Source organism: Sphaerisporangium sp. NPDC051017, from assembly GCF_040683095.1.
Lineage (GTDB): Bacteria > Actinomycetota > Actinomycetes > Streptosporangiales > Streptosporangiaceae > Sphaerisporangium.
This window is the reverse complement of the sequence record NZ_JBFBCI010000009.1, coordinates 1-25,020: the sequence shown is the minus strand read 5'-3', so window position 1 is coordinate 25,020 and position 25,020 is coordinate 1. Positions and strand designations below refer to the sequence as shown.

16 protein-coding genes are annotated in these 25,020 nt (G+C 70.7%); 14 read left to right on the top strand and 2 right to left on the bottom strand.

The annotated features are described in order from the left end of the window. The first annotated feature begins 334 nt into the window (after positions 1-334). The 13 genes from AB0M95_RS10665 (at position 335) to AB0M95_RS10605 (ending at position 23,353) form a co-directional block, all read left to right on the top strand. A complete protein-coding gene (locus AB0M95_RS10665) occupies positions 335-1,768 on the top strand; it encodes an alpha-N-arabinofuranosidase (protein WP_363762206.1) in 1,434 nt (477 codons plus the stop codon). Beyond that, positions 1,765-3,108: an ABC transporter substrate-binding protein gene (locus tag AB0M95_RS10660; RefSeq protein ID WP_363761939.1), complete on the top strand. Its 1,344-nt coding sequence runs from the start codon at positions 1,765-1,767 to the stop codon at positions 3,106-3,108. The genes AB0M95_RS10665 and AB0M95_RS10660 overlap by 4 nt, the downstream gene beginning before the upstream one ends. Continuing rightward, entirely contained in the window at positions 3,105-4,037 is a 933-nt protein-coding gene (locus tag AB0M95_RS10655) for a sugar ABC transporter permease (RefSeq protein WP_363761937.1), read from the top strand. Before AB0M95_RS10660 ends, AB0M95_RS10655 begins: the two co-directional genes overlap by 4 nt. Then, positions 4,034-4,873: a carbohydrate ABC transporter permease gene (locus AB0M95_RS10650; RefSeq protein WP_363761935.1), complete on the top strand. Its 840-nt coding sequence runs from the start codon at positions 4,034-4,036 to the stop codon at positions 4,871-4,873. Before AB0M95_RS10655 ends, AB0M95_RS10650 begins: the two co-directional genes overlap by 4 nt. Before the next feature lie 393 nt (positions 4,874-5,266). Next, positions 5,267-9,202, top strand: coding sequence for a Pls/PosA family non-ribosomal peptide synthetase (locus AB0M95_RS10645; RefSeq protein ID WP_363761933.1), 3,936 nt, complete (start codon positions 5,267-5,269; stop codon positions 9,200-9,202). 20 nt (positions 9,203-9,222) lie between these two features. Beyond that, positions 9,223-10,509, top strand: coding sequence for a M1 family metallopeptidase (locus AB0M95_RS10640; RefSeq protein ID WP_363761931.1), 1,287 nt, complete (start codon positions 9,223-9,225; stop codon positions 10,507-10,509). A 389-nt stretch (positions 10,510-10,898) separates the two neighbouring features. Then, a complete protein-coding gene (locus tag AB0M95_RS10635; RefSeq protein ID WP_363761929.1) occupies positions 10,899-11,369 on the top strand; it encodes a hypothetical protein in 471 nt (156 codons plus the stop codon). A gap of 672 nt (positions 11,370-12,041) precedes the next feature. Continuing rightward, positions 12,042-17,741, top strand: coding sequence for a ThuA domain-containing protein (locus AB0M95_RS10630; RefSeq protein ID WP_363761927.1), 5,700 nt, complete (start codon positions 12,042-12,044; stop codon positions 17,739-17,741). A gap of 181 nt (positions 17,742-17,922) precedes the next feature. Beyond that, positions 17,923-18,621 carry a TetR/AcrR family transcriptional regulator gene (locus tag AB0M95_RS10625; RefSeq protein WP_363761925.1) on the top strand — a complete coding sequence of 233 codons (699 nt, stop codon included), beginning with the start codon at positions 17,923-17,925 and terminating at the stop codon, positions 18,619-18,621. A gap of 187 nt (positions 18,622-18,808) precedes the next feature. Continuing rightward, on the top strand, positions 18,809-19,924 hold the full coding sequence (locus AB0M95_RS10620; RefSeq protein WP_363761923.1) for a hypothetical protein: 1,116 nt from the start codon (positions 18,809-18,811) through the stop codon (positions 19,922-19,924). A 36-nt stretch (positions 19,925-19,960) separates the two neighbouring features. Then, positions 19,961-21,127, top strand: coding sequence for a toxic anion resistance protein (locus AB0M95_RS10615; protein ID WP_363761921.1), 1,167 nt, complete (start codon positions 19,961-19,963; stop codon positions 21,125-21,127). After that, positions 21,124-22,737 carry a VWA domain-containing protein gene (locus tag AB0M95_RS10610; protein ID WP_363761919.1) on the top strand — a complete coding sequence of 538 codons (1,614 nt, stop codon included), beginning with the start codon at positions 21,124-21,126 and terminating at the stop codon, positions 22,735-22,737. Before AB0M95_RS10615 ends, AB0M95_RS10610 begins: the two co-directional genes overlap by 4 nt. After that, positions 22,724-23,353, top strand: coding sequence for a hypothetical protein (locus AB0M95_RS10605; RefSeq protein ID WP_363761917.1), 630 nt, complete (start codon positions 22,724-22,726; stop codon positions 23,351-23,353). Before AB0M95_RS10610 ends, AB0M95_RS10605 begins: the two co-directional genes overlap by 14 nt. Before the next feature lie 128 nt (positions 23,354-23,481). On the opposite strand, the gene AB0M95_RS10600 is transcribed toward AB0M95_RS10605, so the two are convergent. Beyond that, entirely contained in the window at positions 23,482-24,423 is a 942-nt protein-coding gene (locus AB0M95_RS10600; RefSeq protein WP_363761915.1) for an EamA family transporter, read from the bottom strand. 323 nt (positions 24,424-24,746) lie between these two features. Further along, positions 24,747-24,893, bottom strand: a complete 147-nt coding sequence (locus AB0M95_RS10595) for a hypothetical protein (RefSeq protein ID WP_363761913.1) — start codon at positions 24,891-24,893, stop codon at positions 24,747-24,749. Positions 24,894-24,927: 34 nt separating this feature from the next. Between AB0M95_RS10595 and AB0M95_RS10590 the strand changes: the two genes are divergently transcribed. Further along, on the top strand, positions 24,928-25,020 hold a 93-nt coding region (locus AB0M95_RS10590; protein ID WP_363762204.1), incomplete at its 3' end, for a helix-turn-helix domain-containing protein.

Below are 25,020 nucleotides of genomic sequence, written 5' to 3'. Positions count from 1 at the left end.
ACGCGGCGCGTGCCGGACGGCCGCGGCAGCGGAGTCCTGCCGCGGCCGTCGCGATATGTCACATCATGCGAGCGGGCCCACATGGGCGCCCCCTCCTGTCACGGAGCCGGTCTCGTGCTCCGGCCGTACCGGCGCCGTGGAACGTAACGGCACGGTATCGACCGGCTCAGCCCCCGTTTACTACGTTGGAACAACGTTGTACAAACACATACCACCGAACCGTGCGACGACACAGGGAGGTCGTGCCTTGGCACCGGCTGCTCATATCACCCTGGACCCCTCCTTCCGGATCGGACCCGTGGAACCACGGCTGTTCGGATCGTTCGTCGAGCACATGGGCCGTTGTGTCTACACCGGCGTCTTCGAGCCGGGCCACCCACGCGCCGACGCGGACGGCTTCCGCACCGATGTGCTGGAGCTGACCCGCGAGCTCGGCGTGACCCTGGTGCGCTATCCGGGGGGCAACTTCGTCTCCAACTACCGATGGGAGGACGGCGTCGGCCCGGTCGAGGACCGGCCCGCGCGCCTCGACCTCGCCTGGCGGAGTCTGGAGGACAACAGATTCGGGCTCAACGAGTTCATGGCCTGGGCGGTCAAGGCCGGCGTCCAGCCGATGATGGCGCTCAACCTGGGCACCCGCGGCGTGGCCGAGGCGCTGGAGCTGGTCGAGTACGCCAACTACCCCGGCGGCACCCGCCTGTCGGAGCTGCGCCGCTCCCACGGCGTGGACAAGCCGCACGACGTCCGCCTGTGGTGCCTGGGCAACGAGCTGGACGGTCCCTGGCAGATGGGGCACAAGACCGCGGCCGAGTACGGCCGGCTCGCCGCCGAGACGGCCAGGGCGCTCAAGCGCTTCGACCCCGGCCTGTCCCTGGTCGCCTGCGGCAGCTCCAACAGCGGGATGGCCACCTTCGGCGCCTGGGAGGCCGAGGTGCTGGAGGCGACCTACGACATGGTCGACCACATCTCGCTGCACGCCTACTACGACCCGAGCGACGGGGACGTGGACTCCTTCCTGGCCAGCGGTGCCGACATGGAGCACATGATCCGGTCCATCGCCGCGACGGCCGACCACGTGGGCGCCAAGCTGCGCAGCCGCAAGCGGATCAAGCTCTCGTTCGACGAGTGGAACGTCTGGTACCAGAGCCGCTTCCACGGCGAGTCGTCGCTGGAGTGGGCCGAGCACCCCCGCCTCATCGAGGACGTCTACGACGTCACCGACGCCGTCGTCGTCGGCAGCCTGCTGATCACGCTGCTGCGCAACGCCGACCGGGTGGGCGTCGCCTGCCAGGCCCAGCTCGCCAACGTCATCGCGCCGATCATGACCGAGCCGGGCGGCCCGGCCTGGCGGCAGACGATCTTCCATCCGTTCGCGCTGACCGCGCGGCACGCCCGTGGCGAGGTGCTCAGGGTCGAGCCGGAGTGCCCGACGATCGACACCGGCAGGTACGGCGAGGTGCCGGCCGTCTGGGCGACCGCCACCCGGGACCCGGAGACCGGCGAGATCGCGCTGTTCGCCGTCAACCGCGACCGCCGCGGCCCCCTGCCGGTCGAGATCGCGCTGCCGGAGGACATGCGCGTCGCCGAGCACCTCGAACTGGCCGACGACGACCCCTCCGCGCGCAACACCGCGGCCGACCCCCAGCGCGTCGTCCCACTTCAGGGCACGGGCCTCGCCCTCGACGGCCGCCGCGCCACCCTCACGCTTCCGCCGGTTTCTTGGACTATTGTCCGCTTCGCTCCCCTCACCGCCAGGAGTGCGCTATGACCCGTCCCCTGTCCCGCCGTTCCTTCCTCGGCATGTCCGGGGCCGTCGGGCTGTCCGCGACCCTGGCCGCCTGCGGCGGCGGCACCAAGATCGGCGCGCCGGCGTCCGGCGCGCCGGCCTCGGCCGCCCCCACTTTCTCCGGCGGCGAGTACAACGGGCCCAAGGTCACCCTGGAGTTCTGGAACGGCTTCACCGGAGGCGACGGCCCGCACTTCCGGGCCATGCTGGACGCCTTCAACAAGGAGTACGCCGGCCGGATCGAGGTCCGCAACGTCACCCGCCGCTGGGAGGACCTCTACCCGGCGCTGCCCACGGCCATCGCCGCCGGCAAGGGTCCGGACGTGGCGGTCATCCACATCGACTGGATCGGCACCTTCGCCGCCCGCTCGGTGCTCACCCCGCTGGACGACGTCGTCGCCGCGCTCAAGCTCAGCGACGCCGACTTCATCCCCGCCATCTGGAACGCGGGCGTCTACGACGGCAAGCGCTACGCCGTCCCACTGGACATCCACTGCCTCGGCGACTACTGGAACATGGCGCACCTGGAGAAGATCGGCCTGAGGGACGCCCCCAGCGACAAGGCGGGCTACGAGGACGCCCTCGCCGAACTGGCCAAGGCCGGGGTCGCCCAGCCGTTCTGGATGCCGAACAAGTGGCCCGCCCATCTGATGTTCATGTCGCTGCTGTGGCAGAACGGCGGCGAGCTGTACAGCCAGGACGGCACCAAGACCCTGTGGGGCGGGGCCGAGGGCGAGCAGGCGCTGGCCTGGATGATCGAGCAGATCGACAAGGGCCACAGCCCGGACAAGGTCGCCATCGACAGCCAGTACGCCGCGTTCAAGAACGACAAGGTGAGCTTCACCTGGGACGGCATCTGGCAGATCAACGACCTGAAGGCCAACGCCCCGAGCCTGAAGTGGGGCCTGTCCCCGGTACCGGCCATCGGTTCCAGCCCGGCGGTGTGGAGCTCCTCGCACAACTTCGTCATGACCGCCCAGGCGGCCAAGGACGCCGACAAGGTGCAGGCGGCGAAGTTCTTCATCGACCACATCAGCCGCCAGTCCACCGAGTGGGCCAAGGCCGGGATGATCCCCGCCCGCAACTCGGTCCGCCAGGACCCGTCGATCGCCGACCTGCCGCAGATCAAGCTGGCCGCCGACCCGGGCGTCTTCCACTTCCTGCCCGCGCTGCCCGGCGTCGGCGACGTGCAGTCCAAGGCCCTGGAGCTGGCCGTGGCCAAGGCGGTGCTCAAGCAGGCATCCCCGGCGGACGCGCTGAAGGAGGGCGTGGCGACGGCCGACAAGCTCCTGGCCGAGAACAAGAGGAAGTACACGCAGTGAGCGTGCTCACCCGCACGGAGCGCCTCGCGGGGGCACCCGCCGCCCCCGCGAGCCGCGCCCGCCGCATGCGCTGGTGGACGCCGTACGCCTTCCTCGCCCCGTACCTGGTGCTGTTCGCCGTGTTCATGGTGCTGCCGATCGGGTTCGGGTTCTACACCAGCCTCCACGAGTGGGACATCAGCCTGCCGGCCAAGCCGTTCGTGGGCCTGGACAACTACGCCGAGCTGTTCGACCCCTCCAGCGTGGACGGCTCGCGCTTCTGGTCGGCGATGCGGGCGACCGGGATCTTCACCGTGTTCTCCGTGCCGCTGCTGATCCTGCTGCCGCTGCTGGTGGCCCTGCTGATGAACGGCCGGTTCCGGGGCCGCAACCTCTACCGCGCCGTCTACTTCGCCCCCTACGTGCTGGGCGTGGCCGTGGTCGGCTTCGTCTGGCGCTACCTGCTGGACGGCAACATCGGCCTGGTCAACCACTACCTGGGCCTGTCCGTCCAGTGGACCACCGACACCCCGCCGGCCTGGATCGCGCTGATCGGCGTCACCGTGTGGTGGACCCTCGGCCTGAACGCCGTCATCTTCCTGGCCGGGCTGCAGGACATCCCCCACGAGCTGTACGAGGCGGCCATGGTGGACGGCGCCGGCCCGCTGGCCCGGTTCCGCGCGGTGACCGTCCCCGGGCTGCGTCCGGTCATGGTCTTCGTGGTCAACGCCACGATCCTCGCCTCGGCCAACATGTTCGGCCAGTCCTACCTGATCACCGCAGGGGCGCCCGCGGACGAGACCAAGACGGCGATCTACCTCATCGCCGAGACCGGCCTGCGGCGGTTCGACATGGGCACCGCGTCGGCGATGAGCTTCATCCTCGCCGGGTTCCTGATGTGCGCCTCGGCCCTGGTCTTCGGCGCCTTCCGCGACAGGAGGAAGCCATGACGTCCACGGCCCCGCGGCGGGTGCGGCGCGCCCTGCTCCACCTGGTGCTGGCCGTCGTCGCCGCGCTCTACATCAGCCCGCTGGTGTACATGCTGCTCACCTCGTTCAAGACCCGCGAGGGCGCCGGGTCGACCGAGCCGCAGTGGATCCCGAGCCCCGCGACGCTCGGCGCCTACCGGGAGATCCTGAGCAGCTCCGACAGCCCGATTCTCACCTGGTTCGCCAACAGCCTGATCGCGGCGACCGGTCACGCCGTCCTGGTGCTGCTCACCGCGGCCCCGGCCGCGTACGCGCTCGCGCGGCTGCGCTTCCGCGGCCGGTCGGCGATCTTCACGGTGATCGTCGCGACGCTGTTCGTGCCCCCGGTGGTGCTGCTCATCCCGAACTTCCTCATCGTCAACGAGCTGTCCTGGGTGGACAGCCTGCCCGCGGTCATCGTGCCCGCGGCGGCGGGCGCCTTCGGGGTGTTCTTCCTGCGGCAGTTCTTCCTCACGCTGCCCGGCGAGCTGGAGGAGGCGGCCGAGCTGGACGGGTGCAACCGCTGGCAGATCTTCACCTCGATCGCGCTCCCGCTGGCCAGGCCCGCGCTGGTCACGCTGTTCCTGCTGTCGTTCCTGACCAACTGGAACGACTTCCTGTGGCCCATCTACGTGCTGCTCAACCCGGACTCGCTCACGCTGCCCGCCGGCCTCGGCAACTTCCAGAGCGCCAACAGCATCCGCTACGACCTGCTCATGGCCGGCGCGGTGATCGCGAGCCTGCCGGTGATCCTGCTGTACCTGGTGGCGCAGCGCTGGGTCATCGAAGGCATCTCCCGGTCCGGCCTCAAGGGGTAGGCGCGGGGCGCCCGGCCATCACGCAGAGCGAGCCCCGCCCACCCTTTGTCACGATGGCCGACCGGCAGCGCGACCTGGCCGAGGCGTTCCTGCCACAGGGACCGATAGCCCCTCCGCGACCAGCGAGTGGGGTCAGGGTGGCGATCCCGGCGAGCGCCAGGGCTTCCGGTACGACTCTTCAGGCTATCGTTCGCGGGGTCTGCGGCGATCACCGGCAAAGTGAAATATATGATTGTTCGGGAAATGTTCATGTACGCGTGGCGCGGAGCGTCACGGCGGCCCCGATGCGCGTCCGAGGTTCCCGGTCTTCGAAGGGAAACGCGCAGGTCACGGTGACCCGGGGGTCGCGTCGTCGACGCTTGGGGTGATTTCTTGCCGCCGAACGGTGGATCCGTGCTGCCTGACGCCGTCCCGTCTCTCGATGAGGCCCTGATTCCTTCCGGCGAGGCCCTCCCTCCGCCCGCCGAGGCCGTGTACCTGTCCGAGGGGGAAACGCCGCCCGCGCGCACGCTCGTGGAGGTCCTGGAGGAGACGACCCGGGCGCACCCCGGCGAGCCGGCCCTGGACGACGGTCGTGCGGTGCTCTCCTACGCCGAGCTCCGTGAGCAGGTCGAGAGCCTTGCCGGGCGGCTCCGCTCCGCCGGGGCGGGGCCGGGCGCGCGGGTGGGCGTGCGCGTCCCGTCCGGAACCGCCGACCTGTACGTCGCGATCCTCGCGGTGCTCACCGCGGGCGCGGCGTACGTGCCGGTGGACGCCGACGACCCGGACGAGCGCGCCGAGCTGGTCTTCGGCGAGGCGGGCGTCCGCCTGGTGATCGGCGAGGGCCGCGCGTTGACGTTCCGCGACGGCGAGCCCGCCGGGCCGTCCACGGCGGGATCCGGGCGGGCGCCGCGGCCGGAGGACGACGCGTGGGTCATCTTCACGTCCGGGTCCACCGGGAAGCCCAAGGGGGTCGCGGTCAGCCATCGCAGCGCCGCCGCGTTCGTGGACGCCGAGGCCCGGTTGTTCCTCCAGGACGCTCCCCTCGGGCCCGGGGACCGGGTGCTGGCCGGGCTATCGGTCGCGTTCGACGCCTCTTGCGAGGAGATGTGGCTGGCGTGGCGGCACGGCGCGTGCCTGGTCCCGGCGCCGCGCGCGCTGGTGCGCACGGGCATGGACCTCGGCCCCTGGCTGGTCGAACGCGGCGTCACGATCGTGTCGACGGTCCCCACGCTGGCGGCGTTATGGCCGGTGGAGACCCTGGACGAGGTCCGGCTGCTCATCTTCGGCGGCGAGGCGTGCCCACCCGAGCTGGCCGAGCGCCTCAGCGTCCCCGGGCGCGAGGTCTGGAACACCTACGGCCCGACCGAGGCCACCGTCGTCGCCTGCGCGGCGCCGCTGGGCGGGCCGGGTCCGGTGCGCATCGGCCTGCCGCTGCACGGCTGGGACCTCGCGGTGGTCGGCCCGGACGGCCGGCCCGTCGCCTCCGGTGAGACGGGCGAGCTGGTCATCGGCGGCGTCGGCCTGGCACGCTACCTCGACCCGGTCAGGGACGCCGAGAAGTACGCGCCGCTGCCGTCCCTCGGCTGGCAGCGGGCCTACCGCAGCGGCGACCTGGTCGTCGCCGACCCCGAAGGGCTGATCTTCGTGGGGCGCGCCGACGACCAGGTCAAGCTGGGCGGGCGCCGCGTCGAGCTTGGCGAGATCGACGCCGCGCTGAGCGCCCTGCCCGGCGTCGCCGGCGCGGCGGCCGCCGTCCGCGCCACGGCGGGTGGCCACCGGCTCCTGGTCGGGTACGTCGTGCCCGGTGACCCGGGCGCGTTCGACGCGGCGGCGGCACGCGAGCGGCTGGCGGGCGCGCTGCCCGCGGCGCTCGTGCCGCGCCTGGCCGTCGTGGACGCCCTGCCCACGCGGACCTCGGGGAAGATCGACAGGGCCGCGCTGCCCTGGCCGGTCGCGGCCCTGGACGCGGGCACGTCCGCCGGCGACCCGGGCGAGATGACCGAGACGGAGCGGTGGCTGGCCGAGCGGTGGCAGGAGGTGCTCGGGGATCGGGTCACCGGACCGGGGGCCGACTTCTTCACCGCCGGGGGCACCAGCCTGGCGGCGGCCCGCCTGGTGTCCGCGCTGCGCGCCCGCCACCCGTCCGTCGCGGTCGCGGACCTGTACGACCGTCCGACGCTGCGAGGCCTGGCCGGCCGGCTGGACGAGCTGGCAGCGGCCCACGACCACGAGAACGCGGACGACGGCCGCACGGTGGTGCCGATGCCGCTGCGCGCGTCGCTGATCCAGACGGCGCTGACGCTGCCGCTGCTGACGGTCCGCGCGATGCCGTGGCTGATCGGCGCGGCCGCGGCCGGCAACCTGCTCGACTCGCCCTGGACGCCGGCGATCTCGTGGTGGTGGGTGCTCGCCGGGGTCCTGCTGTTCATGACGCCGTTCGGACGCCTCGGCCTGGCCGCGGCGACGGCCCGGCTGCTGCTGCGCGGCCTGCGGCCCGGCCACTACCCGCGCGGCGGGGCCGTCCACCTGCGCATCTGGTTCACCGAGAAGCTCACCGAGATGCTCGGCGTCGCGGGGATCTCCTCGGCGCCGTGGATCGCCTACTACGCGCGGGCGCTCGGCGCGCAGGTCGGCCAGGACGCCGACCTGCACACGCTTCCCCCGGTCACCGGCATGCTGCGCCTCGGCAGGGGCGCGGCGATCGAACCCGAGGTCGACCTGACCGGCCACTGGCTGGACGGGGACGTGCTGCACGTCGGCGAGATCCGGGTCGGCGCGGGGGCCGGGGTCGGCGCCCGCTCCACGCTGCTGCCGGGGACCAGGATCGGCAAGAACGCCCACATCGCCCCCGGCTCGTCGGTGAGCGGGCCCGTCCCGGCCGGGGAGCGCTGGGCGGGCGCCCCCGCGACGCGGCAGGGCAAGGCGGCCCCGCGCACGGCCCGTCCACCGCGCCTGCGCCGCTGGACCGCGATCTACGGCGTGTCGGCGTCGCTGCTCGGCCTGGTGCCGCTGGTCGCCGCGGTCCCGGGGCTGGCCGTGCTCGGCGCCGCCGTCCAGGACTCCCCCGGGCCGGTCGCGGCGCTCGGCCCGGCCCTGCTCGCCGTTCCGGTCTCCACCGTCGTGTCGATGGCGGCCATGGCGCTGCTCCTGCTGGTGCTCGTCCGGCTGCTCGGCATCGGCCTGCGCGCGGGCGACCACCCCGTGCACAGCCGCACGGCCTGGCAGGCGTGGGCCACCGAGCGGCTGATGGCGATGGCGCGGGTGTGGCTGTTCCCGCTGTACGCGAGCATGTTCACGCCGCTGTGGCTGCGGGCGCTCGGCATGAGGGTGGGACGCCGGACCGAGCTGTCCACGGTGCTGGCGCTGCCGAAGATGACCGCGGTCGGCGACGGCGCGTTCCTGGCCGACGACACCATGATCGCGCCGTACGAGCTGGCCGGCGGGTGGATGCGCGTCGACCACGTGCGCATCGGCAAGCGGGCGTTCGTCGGCAACTCGGGCATGACCGCGCCGGGACGCAAGGTGCCCAAGGACGGCCTCGTCGGGGTGCTGTCGGCCGCGCCGAAGAAGGCCAAGGCGGGCTCGTCGTACCTGGGGATGCCCCCGGTGAAGCTGCGCAGGACCGCGCAGCGGGCGGACACGAGCCGCACCTACGACCCGCCGGCCCGGCTGCGGGTGGCCCGCGCGCTGGTGGAGCTGTGCCGGGCGGTCCCGGCGATGGCGACGGTCGCGCTCGGCGTCGCGGTCCTGGCGGCGTTCCTGTGGCTGGCGGCGACGGCCGGCTTCGCGGTCGCCGCGCTCCTCGGTGGGATCGTGCTGGCGGGGGCCGGGGTCGTGGCGGGCGCCGTCGCGGTCGCGGCCAAGTGGTCGCTGCTGGGCCGGATCAGCCCGGGCGACCGGCCGCTGTGGAGCTCGTTCGTGTGGCGCAACGAACTGGCGGACAACTTCGTCGAGGTGCTTGCCGCGCCGTGGTTCGCGACACCGTGGCTCGGCACGGCGCCGTTCAACGCGTGGCTGCGCGCGCTCGGCGCCCGGGTCGGCCGCGGCGTGTGGTGCGAGACGTACTGGCTGCCCGAGATCGACCTGGTCAGCCTGGGCGACGGGACCTCGGTGAACCGGGGCTGCGTACTCCAGACCCACCTGTTCCACGACCGCGTCATGAGCATCGATACAGTCGAGCTGGCGGAGGGCTCCACGCTGGGCCCGCACGGGGTGGTGCTGCCCGCGGCCACGGTCGGGAGCAACACCACGATCGGCCCCGCGTCCCTGGTGATGCGCGGCGAGTCGCTGCCCGCGCGGACCCGCTGGTACGGCAACCCGGTCGCGGCCTGGCACAGCGCCGCGTGACCGGCATCGAGGGGAGGACAGTGGCAGCGGCCACCCGCTACTTCCCCGAGCGCGGCGATCCGGCCTACCACGTCCGGCACTACGACCTGGCGCTCGAGCACCGCCTCGGGCCGAACCGGCTGAGCGGCACCGCCCGGCTGACCGCGGTCGCGGCCGAGCCGCTCGACCGGGTGGTGCTCGACCTCGGCCCGTTCCGCGTCGGCCAGGTGCTCGTCGACGGCGAGCGCGCCCGATTCGTCCACCGCGGCGAGAAGCTGCGCGTCACGCCGCCCCGCTGGCTGCCGGAGGGCAGGACGTTCACGGTCGAGGTCCGGTACGCGGGCAACCCCCGGCCCGTGCCCAGCCACTGGGGCGGGCTCGGCTGGGACCTGCTCGACGACGGGGTGATCGTCGCGAGCCAGCCGATCGGCGCGTCGTCGTGGTTCCCGTGCAACGACCGGCCCTCCGACAAGGCGAGCTACGACATCGCGGTGACGACGGCCTCGCCGTACACGGTCGTCTGCAACGGCACGCCGGTGTCGACGCGGCGCGGCGGCTCGCGGACGACCTGGGTGTACCACCAGGCGGAGCCGACGGCCGCCTACCTGGCGAGCGTGCAGATCGGCCGCTACCAGCTCACCGGCCTGCCCGGGGAGGTGCCGCAGCGGCTGGCCGCGCCCGCCGCGCTGCTCTCCCGGGCGCGGCACGACCTCGGCCGCCAGGACGCGATGATGCGGGTGTTCGGCGAGCTGTTCGGGCCGTACCCGTTCGCGTCGTACACCGTGGTCGTCACCGAGGACGAGCTGGAGATCCCCGTCGAGGCCCAGGCCATGTCGATCTTCGGGGCCAACCACATGGACGGACGGCGCGGCTGCGAGCGGCTGGTCGCGCACGAGCTGGCCCATCAGTGGTTCGGCAACAGCCTGACGCTGCGCCACTGGCGCGACATCTGGCTGCACGAGGGCTTCGCGACGTACGCGGAGTGGCTGTGGTCGGAGGCCTCGGGCGGCGAGCCCGCCGAGGCGCACGCGCGGCGCTGGCACGCCCGGCTCGCCGCCCGCCCCGGCGGCTTCGTCCTCGCCGACCCGGGGGCAAGGCGGCTGTTCGACGACCGCGTCTACAAGCGCGGCGCGCTCACCCTGCACGCGCTGCGCCGGGTGCTCGGCGGCCCGGCGTTCACCTCGCTGCTGCGCGTCTGGACCGACGCCTACCGGCACGGCGTCGTGACCACCGGCATGTTCACCGAGCTGGCCGCCCGCTACACCCCCGAGCCCCTGGACGCGTTCTTCGCGTCCTGGCTCTACACCGAGACGCTGCCCCCGCTCTGAGCCGCGTCAGCGGACCGCCGTCCGGCGCCGGACGGCCGGGCCTTCGCCCTCCCTCTCCCCCAACGGGCCAGAGGCGGCACGGCGACTCCAGGACATAAAACGCTTTATCCGATATACCGCACAAGTGGCCCGTCGGGGGCGTATCCCATTTGCGGCATTAACCGGCAGTCGACACACTTGCCTGATTAATCATCTGTGTTGCCACCTCAATACGGGGTAGGTCACCCATGCGTCACCATTATGGTGATTCAGCGCTCGATTCTCTGCATTTACTAACTGGGGGTATTTAGGTGAGTCATCCACCTAGAGGCAGGAAGTCTCTGACGCGAACGATCAACGACCGATCCCTGCTCGCTTACATCGGCGCGGCCGTCACCGCCGGGGTGCTGATGGCGCCGGCGCTTCCCGCGCAGGCCAACGCCCACGCCGCCACGAACGGCGTCCACACCGGCCTCACGTTCCGGTCGACACCCGACGGAGGAGGGCCAAGCGGGGGCGAGGAAGAGGTTCCCGCCGTGAAGAAGCCCAGAAAGGAAATCCGGAAGCACCGCCGGATACGCCACATCGCCTACCGTCCGCAAAAACACTACGAGCATTTCCACAAACCACGACCGGAAGAGCACGTCGACGTCTCGGTCACCCCCGAGCACGGCGGAGGCGGCGGCTTCAGGAACCACCACAGGCATCACGGCCACCGCCACAACGGTCATTTCATCGACGACCTCTACCGCGCGCGGCACCTGCGCAGGCACCACAGCCATCAGGAGGCCTACCAGGCGGCCCTCCGAGAGGCGGACCGCTGGCTCAATCAACGACCGATGAAGCATCGCGTCAAGCACCACGACACGCGTCGTTCGTGAAGCACCCGGCGCTCTCCGGGATTCCGGCCGGAGAGGACGGTAAGGACCGCCGGGAACCCAGAGCCCAGGGGTGAGCCCGGCGCCCGGGGACCGGCCGGACCCGCGGGTCCGGCGGGTCCGGCGGGTCCGGCGGGCGCCCCGGGCTCATGGACCGCGATGCGATCGAACAGCCGGAACGACCGCGCGGTCCCAAGGATGACGCCCCGCCCGCCCTGGCCTTTCCACGCCAGGGCGGCGGGGCTTTCTCGCCGGATCCCCTGATCGTCGGCTCGCAGCCCTGAAGCATGGCGAACCGGCCGCCGACTCATCGGCCGGCCGGCTCTCGGAATTCGGGGCCTACAGTTTCTGACCGGCCTGGGGCTCCGGAGGAGGTGCGGGCCGCCTCCTCCGGGGCACTGTCATGTCGTGATCGTTTTGTGTCTATACATCCCTGTCTCGAACGTGTTAAAACCCGATTAATTAATCTCCTAGACATAAAAACCTAGCCGGCACGTTCCCATCCGACACCGAGACACCGACAGCACGACGGAGGCGGCGGCACCCCTCCGGCCCCGCATCACCCCCCGGCAACAAGCGCGGCGGCGCGCGCCTTGCCTGACTGGATCCTGAGGTCAGGAACGACATGCAGATGCATATCGGAATTCGCCTGCGCAGAGGCATGCGAGGTGTGGCATGAAACGAGTGCTCACCTCCCTGGTTCTGCTCCTCTCCACGCTCGTCATCCCTTCGCGGCTCCTGCTCCCCTCCCCGGCCTCGGCCGCCGCCACGACGGCCGCCGCAGAACCGCCGTTCTCCGCGCTGGTCTTCTCCAAGACCGCCGGGTTCCGGCACGACTCCATCCCGGCGGGCATCGCCGCGATCAAGAAGCTCGGCCAGGACCACGGCTTCACCGTGGACGCCACCGAGGACTCCGCGGCCTTCACCGAGGAGAACCTGGCCAAGTACCAGGTGGTGGTGTTCCTGTCCACCACGGGCGACGTCCTGAACGCCGCCCAGCAGACCGCCTTCGAGCACTACATCGAGGGCGGCGGCGGTTACGCCGGCATCCACGCGGCCTCTGACACCGAGTACGACTGGGCCTGGTACGGCAAGCTCGTCGGCGCGTACTTCAAGCAGCACCCTGCGCCGCAGCAGGCCGTCGTCAAGGTCGAGGACCCCGCGCACCCCTCCACCGCCGGCCTGCCCGCCCGCTGGACCCGCAACGACGAGTGGTACGACTTCCGCGCCAACCCGCGTGGCAATGTTCACGTCCTGACCTCCCTGGACGAGAAGAGCTACAGCGGCGGCACGATGGGGACCGACCACCCCAACAGCTGGTGCCAGAACTACGACGGCGGCCGCTCCTGGTACACCGCGCTGGGCCACACCAACGAGTCCTACGCCGAGCCGAACTTCCTGAAGATGCTGCTCGGCGGCCTGCAGACCGCCGCCGGTGTCGTCCCGGCCGACTGCTCGGCCAGTCTGGACTCGGCGTTCGCCAAGGTCACCCTGGACGACAACACGTCCAACCCGATGATGCTGGACGTCGCCCCCGACGGCACCGTCTTCTACATCGACCGGCTCGGCGACATGAAGGCCGTCAAGCCCGCGGGCGGCGTGGTCACCTCCGGCCACCTGAACGTCTTCACCGCCAACGAGAGCGGCCTGCTCGGCCTGGCGCTCGACCCGGACTTCACGACCAACCGCTGGGCGTACCTGTACTACTCGCCCCAGTCCAAGGTCGTGGACCGGCTCTCGCGCTTCACGATCCGCGAGGACCTGACGCTGGACCTCGCCAGTGAGAAGGTCGTGCTCGAGGTTCCCGTCCAGCGGGCGGAGTGCTGCCACCACGGCGGCGGCATGGTGTTCGACAAGGCGACCGGCGACCTGTGGCTGGCCAACGGCGACAACACCAACCCGTTCGCCTCCGACGGCTACACCCCGATCGACGAGCGCGCGGGCCGGTCGGCCTGGGACGCCCAGGGCACCTCCGCCAACTCCAACGACCTGCGCGGCAAGGTGCTGCGCATCCACCCCGAACCGGACGGCACCTACACCGTCCCCGCGGGCAACATGTTCCCGCCGGGCACGCCGAAGACCCGCCCCGAGATCTACGGCATGGGCTTCCGCAACCCGTTCCGGATCGGCATCGACCCGAAGACGCACAAGCTGCTGGTCGCCAACTACGGCCCGGACGCGGGGCAGCCGAGCGCGACCCGCGGCCCGGAGAACACCGTCGAGTGGGACATCCTCAACGGGCCGGGCTTCTACGGCTGGCCGTACTGCATCGGCGACAACAAGCCCTACATCGACTTCGACTTCGCCACGAACACCTCCAAGCAGGCGTTCGACTGCGCGGCGCCGAAGAACGACTCGCCCAACAACACCGGCATCACCGACCTGCCCAAGGCGCTGCCGGCCACCGTGTACTACCACTACGCCGCGGACCCCGCCTTCCCCGAGCTGGGCGGCGGCGGCGCGCCGATGGCCGGGCCGGCCTACCGCTTCGACCCGGCGCTGAAGTCGGACCGCAAGTGGCCCGCCTACTGGGACGGCAAGGCCGTCTTCGGTGAGTGGAACCAGAACCACCTGTACTCCTTCCAGCTCAGCGAGGACGGCTCGCAGCTCGTCGACATCAACACGATGCTCGGCACGATGAGCTTCAAGAAGCCGATGGACATGAAGTTCGGCCCCGACGGCGCCCTCTACCTCATCGAGTGGGGCTCGAGCTTCGGCGGCGACAACACCGACTCCGGCGTCTACCGGATCGACTACGTCCAGGGCAACAGGTCGCCGATCGCGCAGGCCAAGGCCGACAAGACCTCCGGCCCGGCGCCGCTGACCGTGAAGTTCTCCAGCGCCGGCTCGGCCGACCCCGACGGGTCGGCGATCACCTTCGCCTGGGACTTCGACGGCGACGGCCAGACCGACTCCACCGAGGCCGACCCGACCTTCACCTACAACACGGCCGGAAACTTCACCGCCGTGCTGACCGTGAAGGACGAGGACGGCAAGACCGCCAGCGCCAACGTGCCGATCGTGGTCGGCAACACGGCGCCGACGGTCAAGATCAACCTCCCGCCGGACGGCGGCCTGTTCGAGTTCGGCGACCAGGTGAAGTTCACCGTCACGGTCACCGACCCCGAGGACGGCACGGTCGACTGCACGGCCGTGAAGATCCAGGCGATCCTGGGCCACGACACGCACGGGCACCCGCTCGACCAGTACACCGGCTGTTCGGGCGTCGTCCAGACGACGCTGTCCGGCGGGCACAGCGAGGGCGACAACGTCTTCTACGTCCTCGAGGCGTCCTACACCGACAAGGGCGGCGCGGGCTCCTCGAACCCGTTGACCGGCCGCGCACAGGCGCTGCTGCAGCCCAAGCACAAGCAGGCCGAGTTCTACTCGTCGACCGGCCGCGCGCCGGACGGCACGGGCACCGGCGACCCCGGCGTCAAGGTGGAGACGACCTCCGACACGCAGGGCGGCTTCAGCAACATCGGCTTCATCGAGGACGGCGACTACTGGAGCCACGACCCCGTCAACCTGTCGGGGATCGAGAAGCTGAGCTTCCGGGCGGCCTCGGCCTCCACCGGCGGCACGATCGAGATCCGCGCGGGCGCCGTGGACGGCACCCTGGTCGGCAAGGCCGACGTCGCCAACACCGGCGGCTGGCAGACCTTCCAGGACTTCCCGGTGACGCTGACCGACCCGCCGGCCACCAGCGGCCCGCTGTACTTCGTCGTGCGCAAGCCGGCGGGCAGCACCAACACCGGTGGTCTGCTGAACGTCAACTGGACCGACTTCATCGGCAAGGGCGTCACCGAGAACCAGCGGCCGGCGGTCACCCTCACCGCGACCCCGGACCGGGGCCCGGCTCCGCTGACGGTCAGCCTGCACGCCGAGGCCGGCGACCCCGACGGCAACACCCCGCTGACCTACAAGTGGAACCTCGGCGTGGCCGGCGCGCCCACGCCCACGACCCCGGACGCGAGCTACACCTACCAGACGCCGGGGACGTACGACGCGTCGGTGTCCGTGACGGACGCCAAGGGCGCCGCCCGCACCGAGCACATTCCGATCATCGTGGACACCCCGGGGACGACCTGCCTGACCGGCAAGTCGGACGGCTTCGACGGCGTCGCGCTCGACCGCTCGCGGTGGAGCGTGCTGCGGGAGAACCAGGACCTGCGGATGGCCGGCGGGGCGCTGCACATCCCCACCTCGCTCACCGAGATCTACGGCACCAACAACAGCAACCCGGTGCCCAACCTGGTGCTGCAGCCCATGCCCACCGGGGCCTGGCAGGCCACGACCAAGGTGACGCTCGACGCCAGGGACGCCTACCAGCAGGCGGGCCTGATCCTGTACGGCGACGATGACAACTACGCCAAGATGGTCATCTCGGCGCGTGGCACCAACGACCCGGCGGCACGTATCTTCCAGTTCATCCGGGAAGAGGCGGGCAGCCCGAACGAGGTCGCCGCGTCCAACACGGCCAACCTCGGCGCGAACTACCCGACCACCGTCTACATCCGGCTCGCCGGCAACGGCACCACCCTCACGGCGGCCTACTCGCCCGACGGGGTGAACTGGACGACGATGCCGCAGACCGACAAGGCGATCGCCGGTATCACCGACCCGCGCATCGGCCTGACGTCCTTCGCCAGCAGCGGCAACAGGCCGGTCGTCGACGCCGCCTTCGACTGGTTCCAGCTTCTGCCGGACGCCACCGCGGGCCCGTCGACGCCGGACGACGAGTTCACCGGCGACTCGCTGGACGCCTGCCGGTGGAACACCATCGTCCGCCCGGACGCCTCGGCGACCCGGGTGACCGGTGGCAACCTGGAGATCGACACGAGCAAGGGTGACATCTACGGCAACGACAACTCGGGGCCGAAGAACTTCATCCTCCAGACCCCGCCTTCCGGGGACTGGACCGTGGAGACCAAGGTCGACGCGTCGGCCTTCAACGAGGCCTACCAGCAGGCCGGGTTGATGGCCTACACCGGCGACGGCGACTACGTGAAGCTCGACTACGTCGCGGACGGGGCGACGGCGCGCAGGCTGGAACTCCGCTCCGAGGTCGGCAACGCCGTGCAGAACCCGCAGCCGCAGCTCACCGACCTCACCCAGGGCGTGTGGTGGCTGCGACTGACCAAGACCGGCACGACGTACCGCGGCTTCGCCTCTTCCAACGGCACCACCTGGACCGAGATCGGCACCGGTGTGGCCAACACGGCGATCGGCGACGCCAAGGTGGGCCTGTTCGCCTTCGGTGTGAACCAGGCCGCGTCCAAGACGGCGAAGTTCGACTTCTTCCACGCCTCGTGGGGACGGCCGGCCGACACCACGCCGCCGACGGTCTCGGCGACGACCACCCCGGCCAAGCCCGACGGCGGCAACGGCTGGTTCGTCTCCCCCGTCACGGTCGCGGTGAACGCGTCCGACAGCGGCTCGGGCCTGGCCTCCACCGAGGTCAGCGTGGACGGCGGCCCGTGGGCGCCCTACACCGACCCGGTGACGGTCGCGTCCGACGGCCTCCACACCGTCGCCTACCGTGCCGCCGACAAGGCGGGCAACACCGCCGACGGCACGATCGAGGTGAAGAAGGACACCACGGCGCCGCTGACCACCGCGCAGTTCGCCCCGGGCAACGACGACGGCTGGCACGGATCCACCGTGCCGGTGACGCTCACCGCGTCCGACGGCGCCTCGGGCCTCGCCGGCGTCGAGTACTCGCTCGACGGCGGCGCGTGGAAGTCGTACACCGAGCCGGTGAACATCACCGGCGACGGCAGCCATGAGCTGCGCTACCGGGCGAAGGACAAGGCCGGGAACGTCGAGACCGAGAAGGCCGCGGCCGTCAAGATCGACGGCACCAGGCCGACGGTCCTGGTGTCCGGCATCTCCGACTCCCAGATCTACGGCGACAGCCAGGACCTGCGCATCACCTGGCAGGCGGTGGACGGCACCTCGGGGGTCAAGACGGTCACCGGCACGCTGGACGCCGCTCCGTACGCCTCGGGCAGGCTCCAGGCGCTTTACGAGCTCAAGCTCGGCACGCACGCGCTGGCGGTCACCGCGACCGACAACGCGGGCAACGTCACCAAGGAGCAGGTGACCTTCGGGATCACCACCTCGACCCGGGACGTCGGCCTGCTGATCGACCGGTTCGTGGCGACGAGCCGGCTCAGCCAGAAGAACGGCAACAAGCTCCAGGCCGAGCTCACCAAGGTCAAGAAGGCCGAGGCGACGGGCAACGACGGCAAGACCGTCAAGGAGCTGCAGAAGTTCAGGACCCTCGTCAACGACGGCACGACGGTCCCGGACGCCGAGATCCGCACCGTCCTCACCCGCGACATCGACGCCGTGATCGCACGGCTCTCGTGATCGCCTGAGGACCTGACAAGTTAACCCACTCCCAACGGAACGCGGACCCACCTCCCCGGGTCCGCGTTCCGCCTTTCGGGTGTGACAGGGAGGGAAGAATTCGTCCATTCGGCGCGAGCCGCCGGTACCACAGAAGTGGACTTCATGTCTCACATAACGTTGTAGGCCCTACCATGGACCCATGAGCGACAGGCTTGCCGGCGCCAACGGGACTCAGATGAACGGCCAGATTCCGACACACCGGACCATGACGGTCGGCATATCGGGCCGCGACCTCCCCCTACTGTCGTCCGCGATCATCGAGGTGACCCGGCAGCCGGTGCGCGAGCGCTCCGACGCCGCGCGCAACCGCGCCCGCGTCCTCGCCGCGGCCGAACGGCTGTTCGCCACCATGGACGCCCGGCAGGTCACCATGGAGGAGATCGCGCGCGCCGCCGGCGTGGGCCGGGCCACCCTGTACCGCCGCTACCCCGACCCCGCGTCCATCGCCATCGCCCTGCTCGACGAGCACGAGCGCCGCCTTCAGGAGCACATCCTGCGCGGCGACCCGCCCCTCGGCCCCGGCGCCTCACCCACCGAGCGCCTCGCCGCGTTCTACGAGGCGTCGGTCGACCTGCTGGAAGGCCACCTGCACCTGGCCCTCGGCGCCGAGGTCGGCAAGGCCAGGTTCACCACCGGCGCCTACGGCTTCTGGCGCACGCACGTGCGCATGCTGCTGGAGCAGGCCGGGGCCCCCGTCCCCGACGACGCGGTGGACGCCGTCCTGGCGCCCCTGGCCCCCGAGCTGTACCACTTCCAGCGCCACACCCTCGGCCTGCCGAAGGAACGCATCACCGAGTCGCTGGTCTGGCTCGCCCGCCGCCTCACCGACGACCGCTGAGCTCGGGCCGCCTAAGGGGCGTCCCGGACACGCCATCGGACCCAAGGGCGATTATGGCCAAACGGTGAACGGAAGCTGAAATGTGGACGCGCCGGGGATGCCTCGGCCCGCCATGTCGTCATAGCTCACATAATTCGGTGGTGAACGCTGATTCGCAGCGAATACGGGGCGAGGTACGAGGAACCAGATGAAGCGTTGGATCGGCATCGGGCTGGCGCTGCTCCTCGGTGCGGCCGTGGTGGTGGCGATCGTGGTGGGCAACCGCGGCGGCGGCACGGAGACGCGGGAGCTCACCGTGGTCAGAGGGGTGATCGGCTCGGAGAAGAAGCCCTTCTTCGACGATCAGAGGGTGCGGGAGGTCTTCGCGCGGCACGGCCTCCGGGTGGAGGTCGACACCGCCGGCTCCCGCCAGATCGCGGACTCGGTCGACCTGAAGAAGTACGGCTTCGCCTTCCCGTCCAGCGCGCCGGCCGCCGAGAAGATCAGGCGCGACCAGGGCGCCACCCGCACGTTCGCGCCGTTCTCGTCCCCCATGGCGATCGCCACCTTCGAGCCGATCGTGGGCGTGCTCACCAAGGCGGGCGTCGTGCGGGACTCCGGCCAGGGCTATCAGGTGTTCGATGTCCAGAAATATCTGGAACTGGTGGCGAAAGGCACCCGCTGGGACAGGCTTCCCGGCAACACCGCCTATCCGGCGCGCAAGCGGGTCCTGCTCACCACCACCGACATCCGCACCTCGAACTCCGCGGCGATGTACCTCGCGATCGCCGGCTACGTGGCCAACGGCGACGACGTGGTCACCTCGGACGCGCAGGCTTCCAAGGTCGCGGAGACCGTCGCTCCCCTCTTCCTCGACCAGGGCTACTCGGAGACCTCCACCGAGGCGCCGTTCGAGGACTACCTGTCGCTCGGAATCGGTAAGACGCCCATGATCATGGTCTACGAGGCGCAGTACGCCTCGCGCCTGTTCTCCGGCGACGGCTCGATCCGCCCGGACATGCGGCTGCTCTATCCCTCGCCCACGGTCCTCAGCAAGCACACGCTCGTCCCGTTCAGCGCGCAGGGCACCGAGGTCGGCCGTCTGCTGCAGGAGGATCCGGAGCTCGGACGCCTGGCCGCCCAGTACGGCTTCCGTACCGCGCACGCCAAGGCGTTCGACGACCTGGTGGCGAAGGCCAAGGCCCCCTTGCCGGCCAACCTCATCGACGTGGTGGAACCGCCCGACCACGAGCGGCTGGAGGCCATGATCACCACGATCGAGCAGCTCTACCGGTCGGGTGCCGTGCCCACCCCCACGCCCTGACCTCGCCTTCCTACCGCTTCAAGGAGAGAGACCACCGTGAGCGATCTCGTGCTCAGCCCGCCCGAACCCGTGGCCAAGGTGCCCACGGAGAAGGCGGCCACCATGCTGCCCGTGCAGGAGGAACGGAGCACCGAACTGGCCGAGAAGGCCAAGGGCTTCGCCGAGGAACTCGGCGGCCTGGACCCGCGGTCGCCCGAGTTCACCCGCAAGGTGCACGACATCACCTCGATGGGCGATTCGGAGATCCGGGCGTCGTCCCAGGTCGCCAACCGCATGCTGAAGCGTCCGGTGGCCGCGCTGGCGTCCGCCAAGGGCGAGGGCAAGGACGCCCAGGCGGCGGTGGCGGGGGAGCTCGTCGCGCTGCGCCGGACGATCGTCGACCTCGACCCCAAGCAGGCGTCCAACCCGGCGAAGAAGCTGCTGGGACTGATCCCGTTCGGCGACAAGCTGCGCGACTATTTCGCGAAGTACCAGTCGGCGCAGAAGCACATCGACGACATCATCCGGGCCCTGAAGTCCGGGCAGGACGAGCTGCTCAAGGACAACGCGGCCATCGAGGGCGAGAAGGTCAATCTGTGGGAGTCGATGCAGCGCCTGCAGGAGTACGCCCTGCTCGCCGCCGCCCTCGACGCCGCGCTGGAAGAGAAGATCACGCAGGTCGAGACGGCCGACCCGGAGAAGGCCACCGCCCTCCGCTCGGACGCGTTGTTCGGCGTCCGGCAGAAGCACCAGGACCTGCTGACCCAGCTCGCGGTGTCCGCCCAGGGGTACCTCGCGCTGGACCTGATCCGCAAGAACAACCTCGAACTGATCAAGGGCGTGGACCGGGCGACCACGACGACGATCGCCGCGCTGCGCACGGCCGTGACCGTGGCCCAGGCGCTGGCGAACCAGAAGCTGGTGCTCGACCAGATCACGGCGCTCAACGCCACCACCTCGGACCTGATCGTGGCGACCAGCGAGATGCTGCGCACGCAGGCGGGCGACATCCAGACCCAGGCGGCCTCGACCACGGTCAACATGGACGCGCTGCGCAAGGCGTTCGACAACATCTACACGACCATGGACATGATCGACACCTTCAAGGCGCAGGCCGTGCAGAACATGGCGATCACCGTGGACAACCTGACCGTCGAGCTCGACCACGCGCGCACGTACCTGGATCGGTCGCAGCGCGGCGGCGAACAGGCGCTCCCTCGATGAGACGGCGAGTGCCGGCCGTACGGGCGGGCGTTCCGGCGCTCACGCGGGCGCTCGGCGTGCTGACCCTGCTGGTGGCGACGACCGCGTGCGGAGGGGCGGACACCCCCGGCCCCGTGGACGGCCCCGAGGTGCTCCGCGTCCTCGCGGGAAGCGAGATCAAGGACCTCGAACCGCTGCTGAAGCGGGCCCAGGACGCCGTCGGCGTGCGCGTCACGCTGTCGTACGCCGGGACGCTCGACGGAGCGGACCAGGTCGCGAGGGGCGGCGCCGACGGGAAGTACGACGCGACGTGGTTCTCCTCCAACCGGTACCTGTCGCTGATCGACGGGGCGACCGCGCGTCTGTCGACCCAGACCAAGGTGATGGTCTCGCCGGTGCTGCTCGGGCTGAAGGCGTCCAAGGCACACGAGCTCGGTTGGGACGTCAAGCCCGTCACCTGGAACGACATCGCCGCGGCCGCGCGGGCCCGTAAGTTCACCTTCGGCATGACCAGCCCCGCGGCCTCCAACTCCGGATTCTCGGCGCTGGTCGGCGTGACCGCCGCCCTCTCCGACGCCGCGGAGGCCGTGGACAAGGCCCAGATCGACGCGGCGACGCCCAAGCTGAAGGAGTTCTTCTCGGCGCAGACGCTAACCGCCGGCTCCTCGGGATGGCTCGCGGACGCGTACGCCAAGCAGGGCGCGGTGGACGGGCTCGTGAACTACGAGTCCGTGCTGCTCGGCCTCAACGCCTCCGGCACGCTCAAGGAACCGCTCACACTGATCTACCCCACCGACGGGGTGGTGACGGCCGACTACCCGCTCACTCTCCTGAGCTCCGCGGCGCCGGGCAAGAAGGAGCTGTACGGCAAGCTGGCGGCGTGGCTGCGCAAGCCGGAGATCCAGCGGGAGATCATGACCACGACGTTCCGGCGGCCGATCGTCCCCGAGGTCAGGCCCGACCGGCGTTTCGGATCCGCGTCGCTGGTGGAGCTGCCGTTCCCGAACCGGCGAAGCGCCGCCGACGAGCTGATCGGCGTGTACCTCAACCAGGTTCGCAGGCCGTCGCGGACGCTGTTCGTGCTGGACACCTCCGGATCGATGGAGGGCGACCGGATCGACGCGCTCAAGCAGGCGCTGACCGCCCTGTCCGGCGCCGACACCTCCGTCAGCGGGACCTTCTCGCGCTTCCGGGACCGCGAAACCGTCACGATGATCCCCTTCAACACGGCCCCCGGCACACCGCAGACCTTCAGGCTGCCCGAACACGACCCCGAACCCGTACTCCGGCGAATCCGCTCGTACGGCGAGGCGCTGCGGGCCGGGGGCGGCACGGCGATCTTCGACAGCCTTCGGGCCGCCTACGCGCAGGCCGGGTCGTCGGCGAATTCAGGGGACTTCACCTCGATCGTGCTGATGACGGACGGCGACAACACCGACGGCGGCTCCTACGACGACTTCGCGTCGTACTACAGGTCGCTGCCCGTGAAGTTCCCGGCGTTCGTCGTGCTCTTCGGCGACAGCGACGTCAACGAGATGAAGCAGATCGCCCAGCTCACCGGTGGCGCCACCTTCGACGCACGGTCGGGATCGCTGGCCGCGGCCTTCAAGGAGATCCGTGGCTACCAGTAGTCCGCGCGAGCGGATCCTGGCCTACGCCGGGTCGACGAAGAACATCACCGGGTGCGCCCTGGCGCTGGCCGGAGTCATCCTGGTGTTCTTCGGCGTCGCCGGATCGTTCTGGCCGGTCGTGGTCGCCGGGTTGTACGGCGTCGGGGCGCTGCTGGCCCCGGCGGACCGGGTGAGACTCACGATCTCGCACGCGGAGGTGGAGAGCCGGCAACTCCACGCCGACCTGGAGACGCTGCTGGCCAAGGTCGACGGGAACCGGTTCCCCGGCGACGTGGTGGCCAGGGTCGGCGCGCTGGCCGAGGTGCTGCGCGACATCCTTCGCCGGGCGGACGCGCTCACCTCCTCGCCCGACCATCTGCACATCGTGTCGCAGACGATCAGGGACTACCTGCCGTCCAGCCTGGAGGCGTACGCGAACCTGCCCCGCTCGTACGCGCTGACGCGGCGCGGCGAGCGGGAGCGCAGCGCCCACGAGGAGCTGCTCGCCCAGCTCGACCTGCTGGACACCCAGCTGCGCAAGGTGGCCGAGTCCGTCTACCAGGGGGACGAGCAGGCCCTGCGCGACCAGGGAAGGTTCCTCCAGGACCGGTTCGGCGGCTCCGGCCTCGATCTCTGACCGCCCGGGCGCCCCCGGGATCCCGCGGTCCGCCGATCTGAACGGCGCGGGGCGGGCATGCCCCCTTTATGCAGGCCGAGCTTTATGCAGGCCGAGCACAGACCGAACACTGGAGACGCGCACGCGCTTCACCGCGAGGGGCGTCCGCCGCCCGCCTCGGCATGGGCCTCGCGGCGAGGCGTGGCGGGCGCCGCCGGTCGGGGGCGCAGGCGGGCGCGGAGCCGTTCGGCGACGGGCTGGCCGAGCAGGATGCCCACCAGGACGAGGCCCAGCCCCGCGGCCTGCCGGAGCGTGAGGACCTCGGCGGCGAGCAGGGTTCCGAGCAGCACCCCCGTGGCGGGGTTGAGCAGGCCGATCAGCCCGACCGTCCCGGCGCGCAGGTACTTCAGGCCCGCGAACCAGGCCGCGAACGCGACGGCGGTGGCCACGACCGCGACATAGGCGAACCCCGCGACCGCAGCCCAGTCCATCGCGGGCGGCGCGCCCTCGACGAGCACCGCGAACGGCGCGAGCACGAGCCCCCCGGCCACGAGCTGCCAGGACGTGGACGCGAGCACGCTCGTGTCGCTCCCCCACCTCTTGGTCAGCACGAAGCCGAGCGAGGACATCAGCATCGCCGTGACCGACGCCGCCACTCCCCACCAGTTCACGGCGGAGACCCCGCTGAACAGCATCAGGCACACCCCCGTGACGCCCAGCACCGCTCCGGCCGAGGCGAGCAGGCGCGGACGTTCGCCGAGCAGCGCCCAGGCGATGAGCATCATCACCACGGGGGACGACGCCATGATCGTCGAGGCCACGCTCGTCGGCAGGAGCTGCGCCGAGGTGTAGATCAGGGCGAAGAACGCCCCCATGTTCAGCGCGCCGAGCACCAGCGAGCGCCACCACCACGGCCCCCGGGGCAGCCGCCGGCACACCGCCAGGAGCAGCAGCCCGGCGGGCAGCGCGCGCAGCAGCGCGCCCCACAGAGGGTGCCCGGCCGGCAGGTACTCGTGGATGACGTAGTAGTTGGTCCCCCATGCCACCGGCGCGATCGCCGTGATCAGCGTCCACCGCAAGTTGTCGAGCATGTGAGCGCCGCGCCCCCTGGAAAGGCCGCATTCCGATTTAACAGATTCGTCCGCATCTTACCTATTGCCTGACTCCGCGTTGCGTGCGATGTTCCCTTCAGCATGAGTTCGGCTCATGTACAGCTCACCTTCAGGAAGGGCTACCCGTGCGACGTCCATCCCTGTTCGCAGCCCTGGCGTGCGCCGCCACCCTCGCCCTATCCGTTGGAGCCGACCCGCTACCGGGTTCGTCCGCAGTGCTCCGGCCTTCGAGCCGGGGGTGAAGCGGACTGTCCCGCGCAGCGGGGAAGGGAAAGCCGATCTGCCGCCAAGGCGGATCGGCGTTATCCTGCGGAGTCGAGATGATCGTGCTGTTCGATCCGCCGGGCGTGGCAGACGAGGACGGTGCGGGGTTCGCGGTGGCGTTCGGCGATGGCCGGCTTACCAGTGAAGTAGGTGCCCCAGGTGTCGCGGATTTCTCGAACACTCATTCGTTCGGTCCGGTACCAGGTTACCCTTGGCGCCGTGCAGCTCAGGTACAACTTCCGCCTCTACCCGACCGCTGGTCAGCGCGTCGCGCTGGCCAAGGCGTTCGGGTGCGCGCGGGTGGTGTTCAAC

Bases quoted from the DNA above. Each gene is read 5' to 3' on its own strand.
- AB0M95_RS10665 (WP_363762206.1), top strand. From the start codon at position 335: ATGGGCCGTTGTGTCTACACCGGCGTCTTCGAGCCGGGCCACCCACGC.
- AB0M95_RS10600 (WP_363761915.1), bottom strand. From the start codon at position 24,423: ATGCTCGACAACTTGCGGTGGACGCTGATCACGGCGATCGCGCCGGTG.
- AB0M95_RS10635 (WP_363761929.1), top strand. From the start codon at position 10,899: ATGGCGCCGGCGCTTCCCGCGCAGGCCAACGCCCACGCCGCCACGAAC.
- AB0M95_RS10595 (WP_363761913.1), bottom strand. From the start codon at position 24,893: ATGAGTGTTCGAGAAATCCGCGACACCTGGGGCACCTACTTCACTGGT.
- AB0M95_RS10650 (WP_363761935.1), top strand. From the start codon at position 4,034: ATGACGTCCACGGCCCCGCGGCGGGTGCGGCGCGCCCTGCTCCACCTG.
- AB0M95_RS10630 (WP_363761927.1), top strand. From the start codon at position 12,042: ATGAAACGAGTGCTCACCTCCCTGGTTCTGCTCCTCTCCACGCTCGTC.
- AB0M95_RS10620 (WP_363761923.1), top strand. From the start codon at position 18,809: ATGAAGCGTTGGATCGGCATCGGGCTGGCGCTGCTCCTCGGTGCGGCC.
- AB0M95_RS10610 (WP_363761919.1), top strand. From the start codon at position 21,124: ATGAGACGGCGAGTGCCGGCCGTACGGGCGGGCGTTCCGGCGCTCACG.
- AB0M95_RS10625 (WP_363761925.1), top strand. From the start codon at position 17,923: ATGAGCGACAGGCTTGCCGGCGCCAACGGGACTCAGATGAACGGCCAG.
- AB0M95_RS10660 (WP_363761939.1), top strand. From the start codon at position 1,765: ATGACCCGTCCCCTGTCCCGCCGTTCCTTCCTCGGCATGTCCGGGGCC.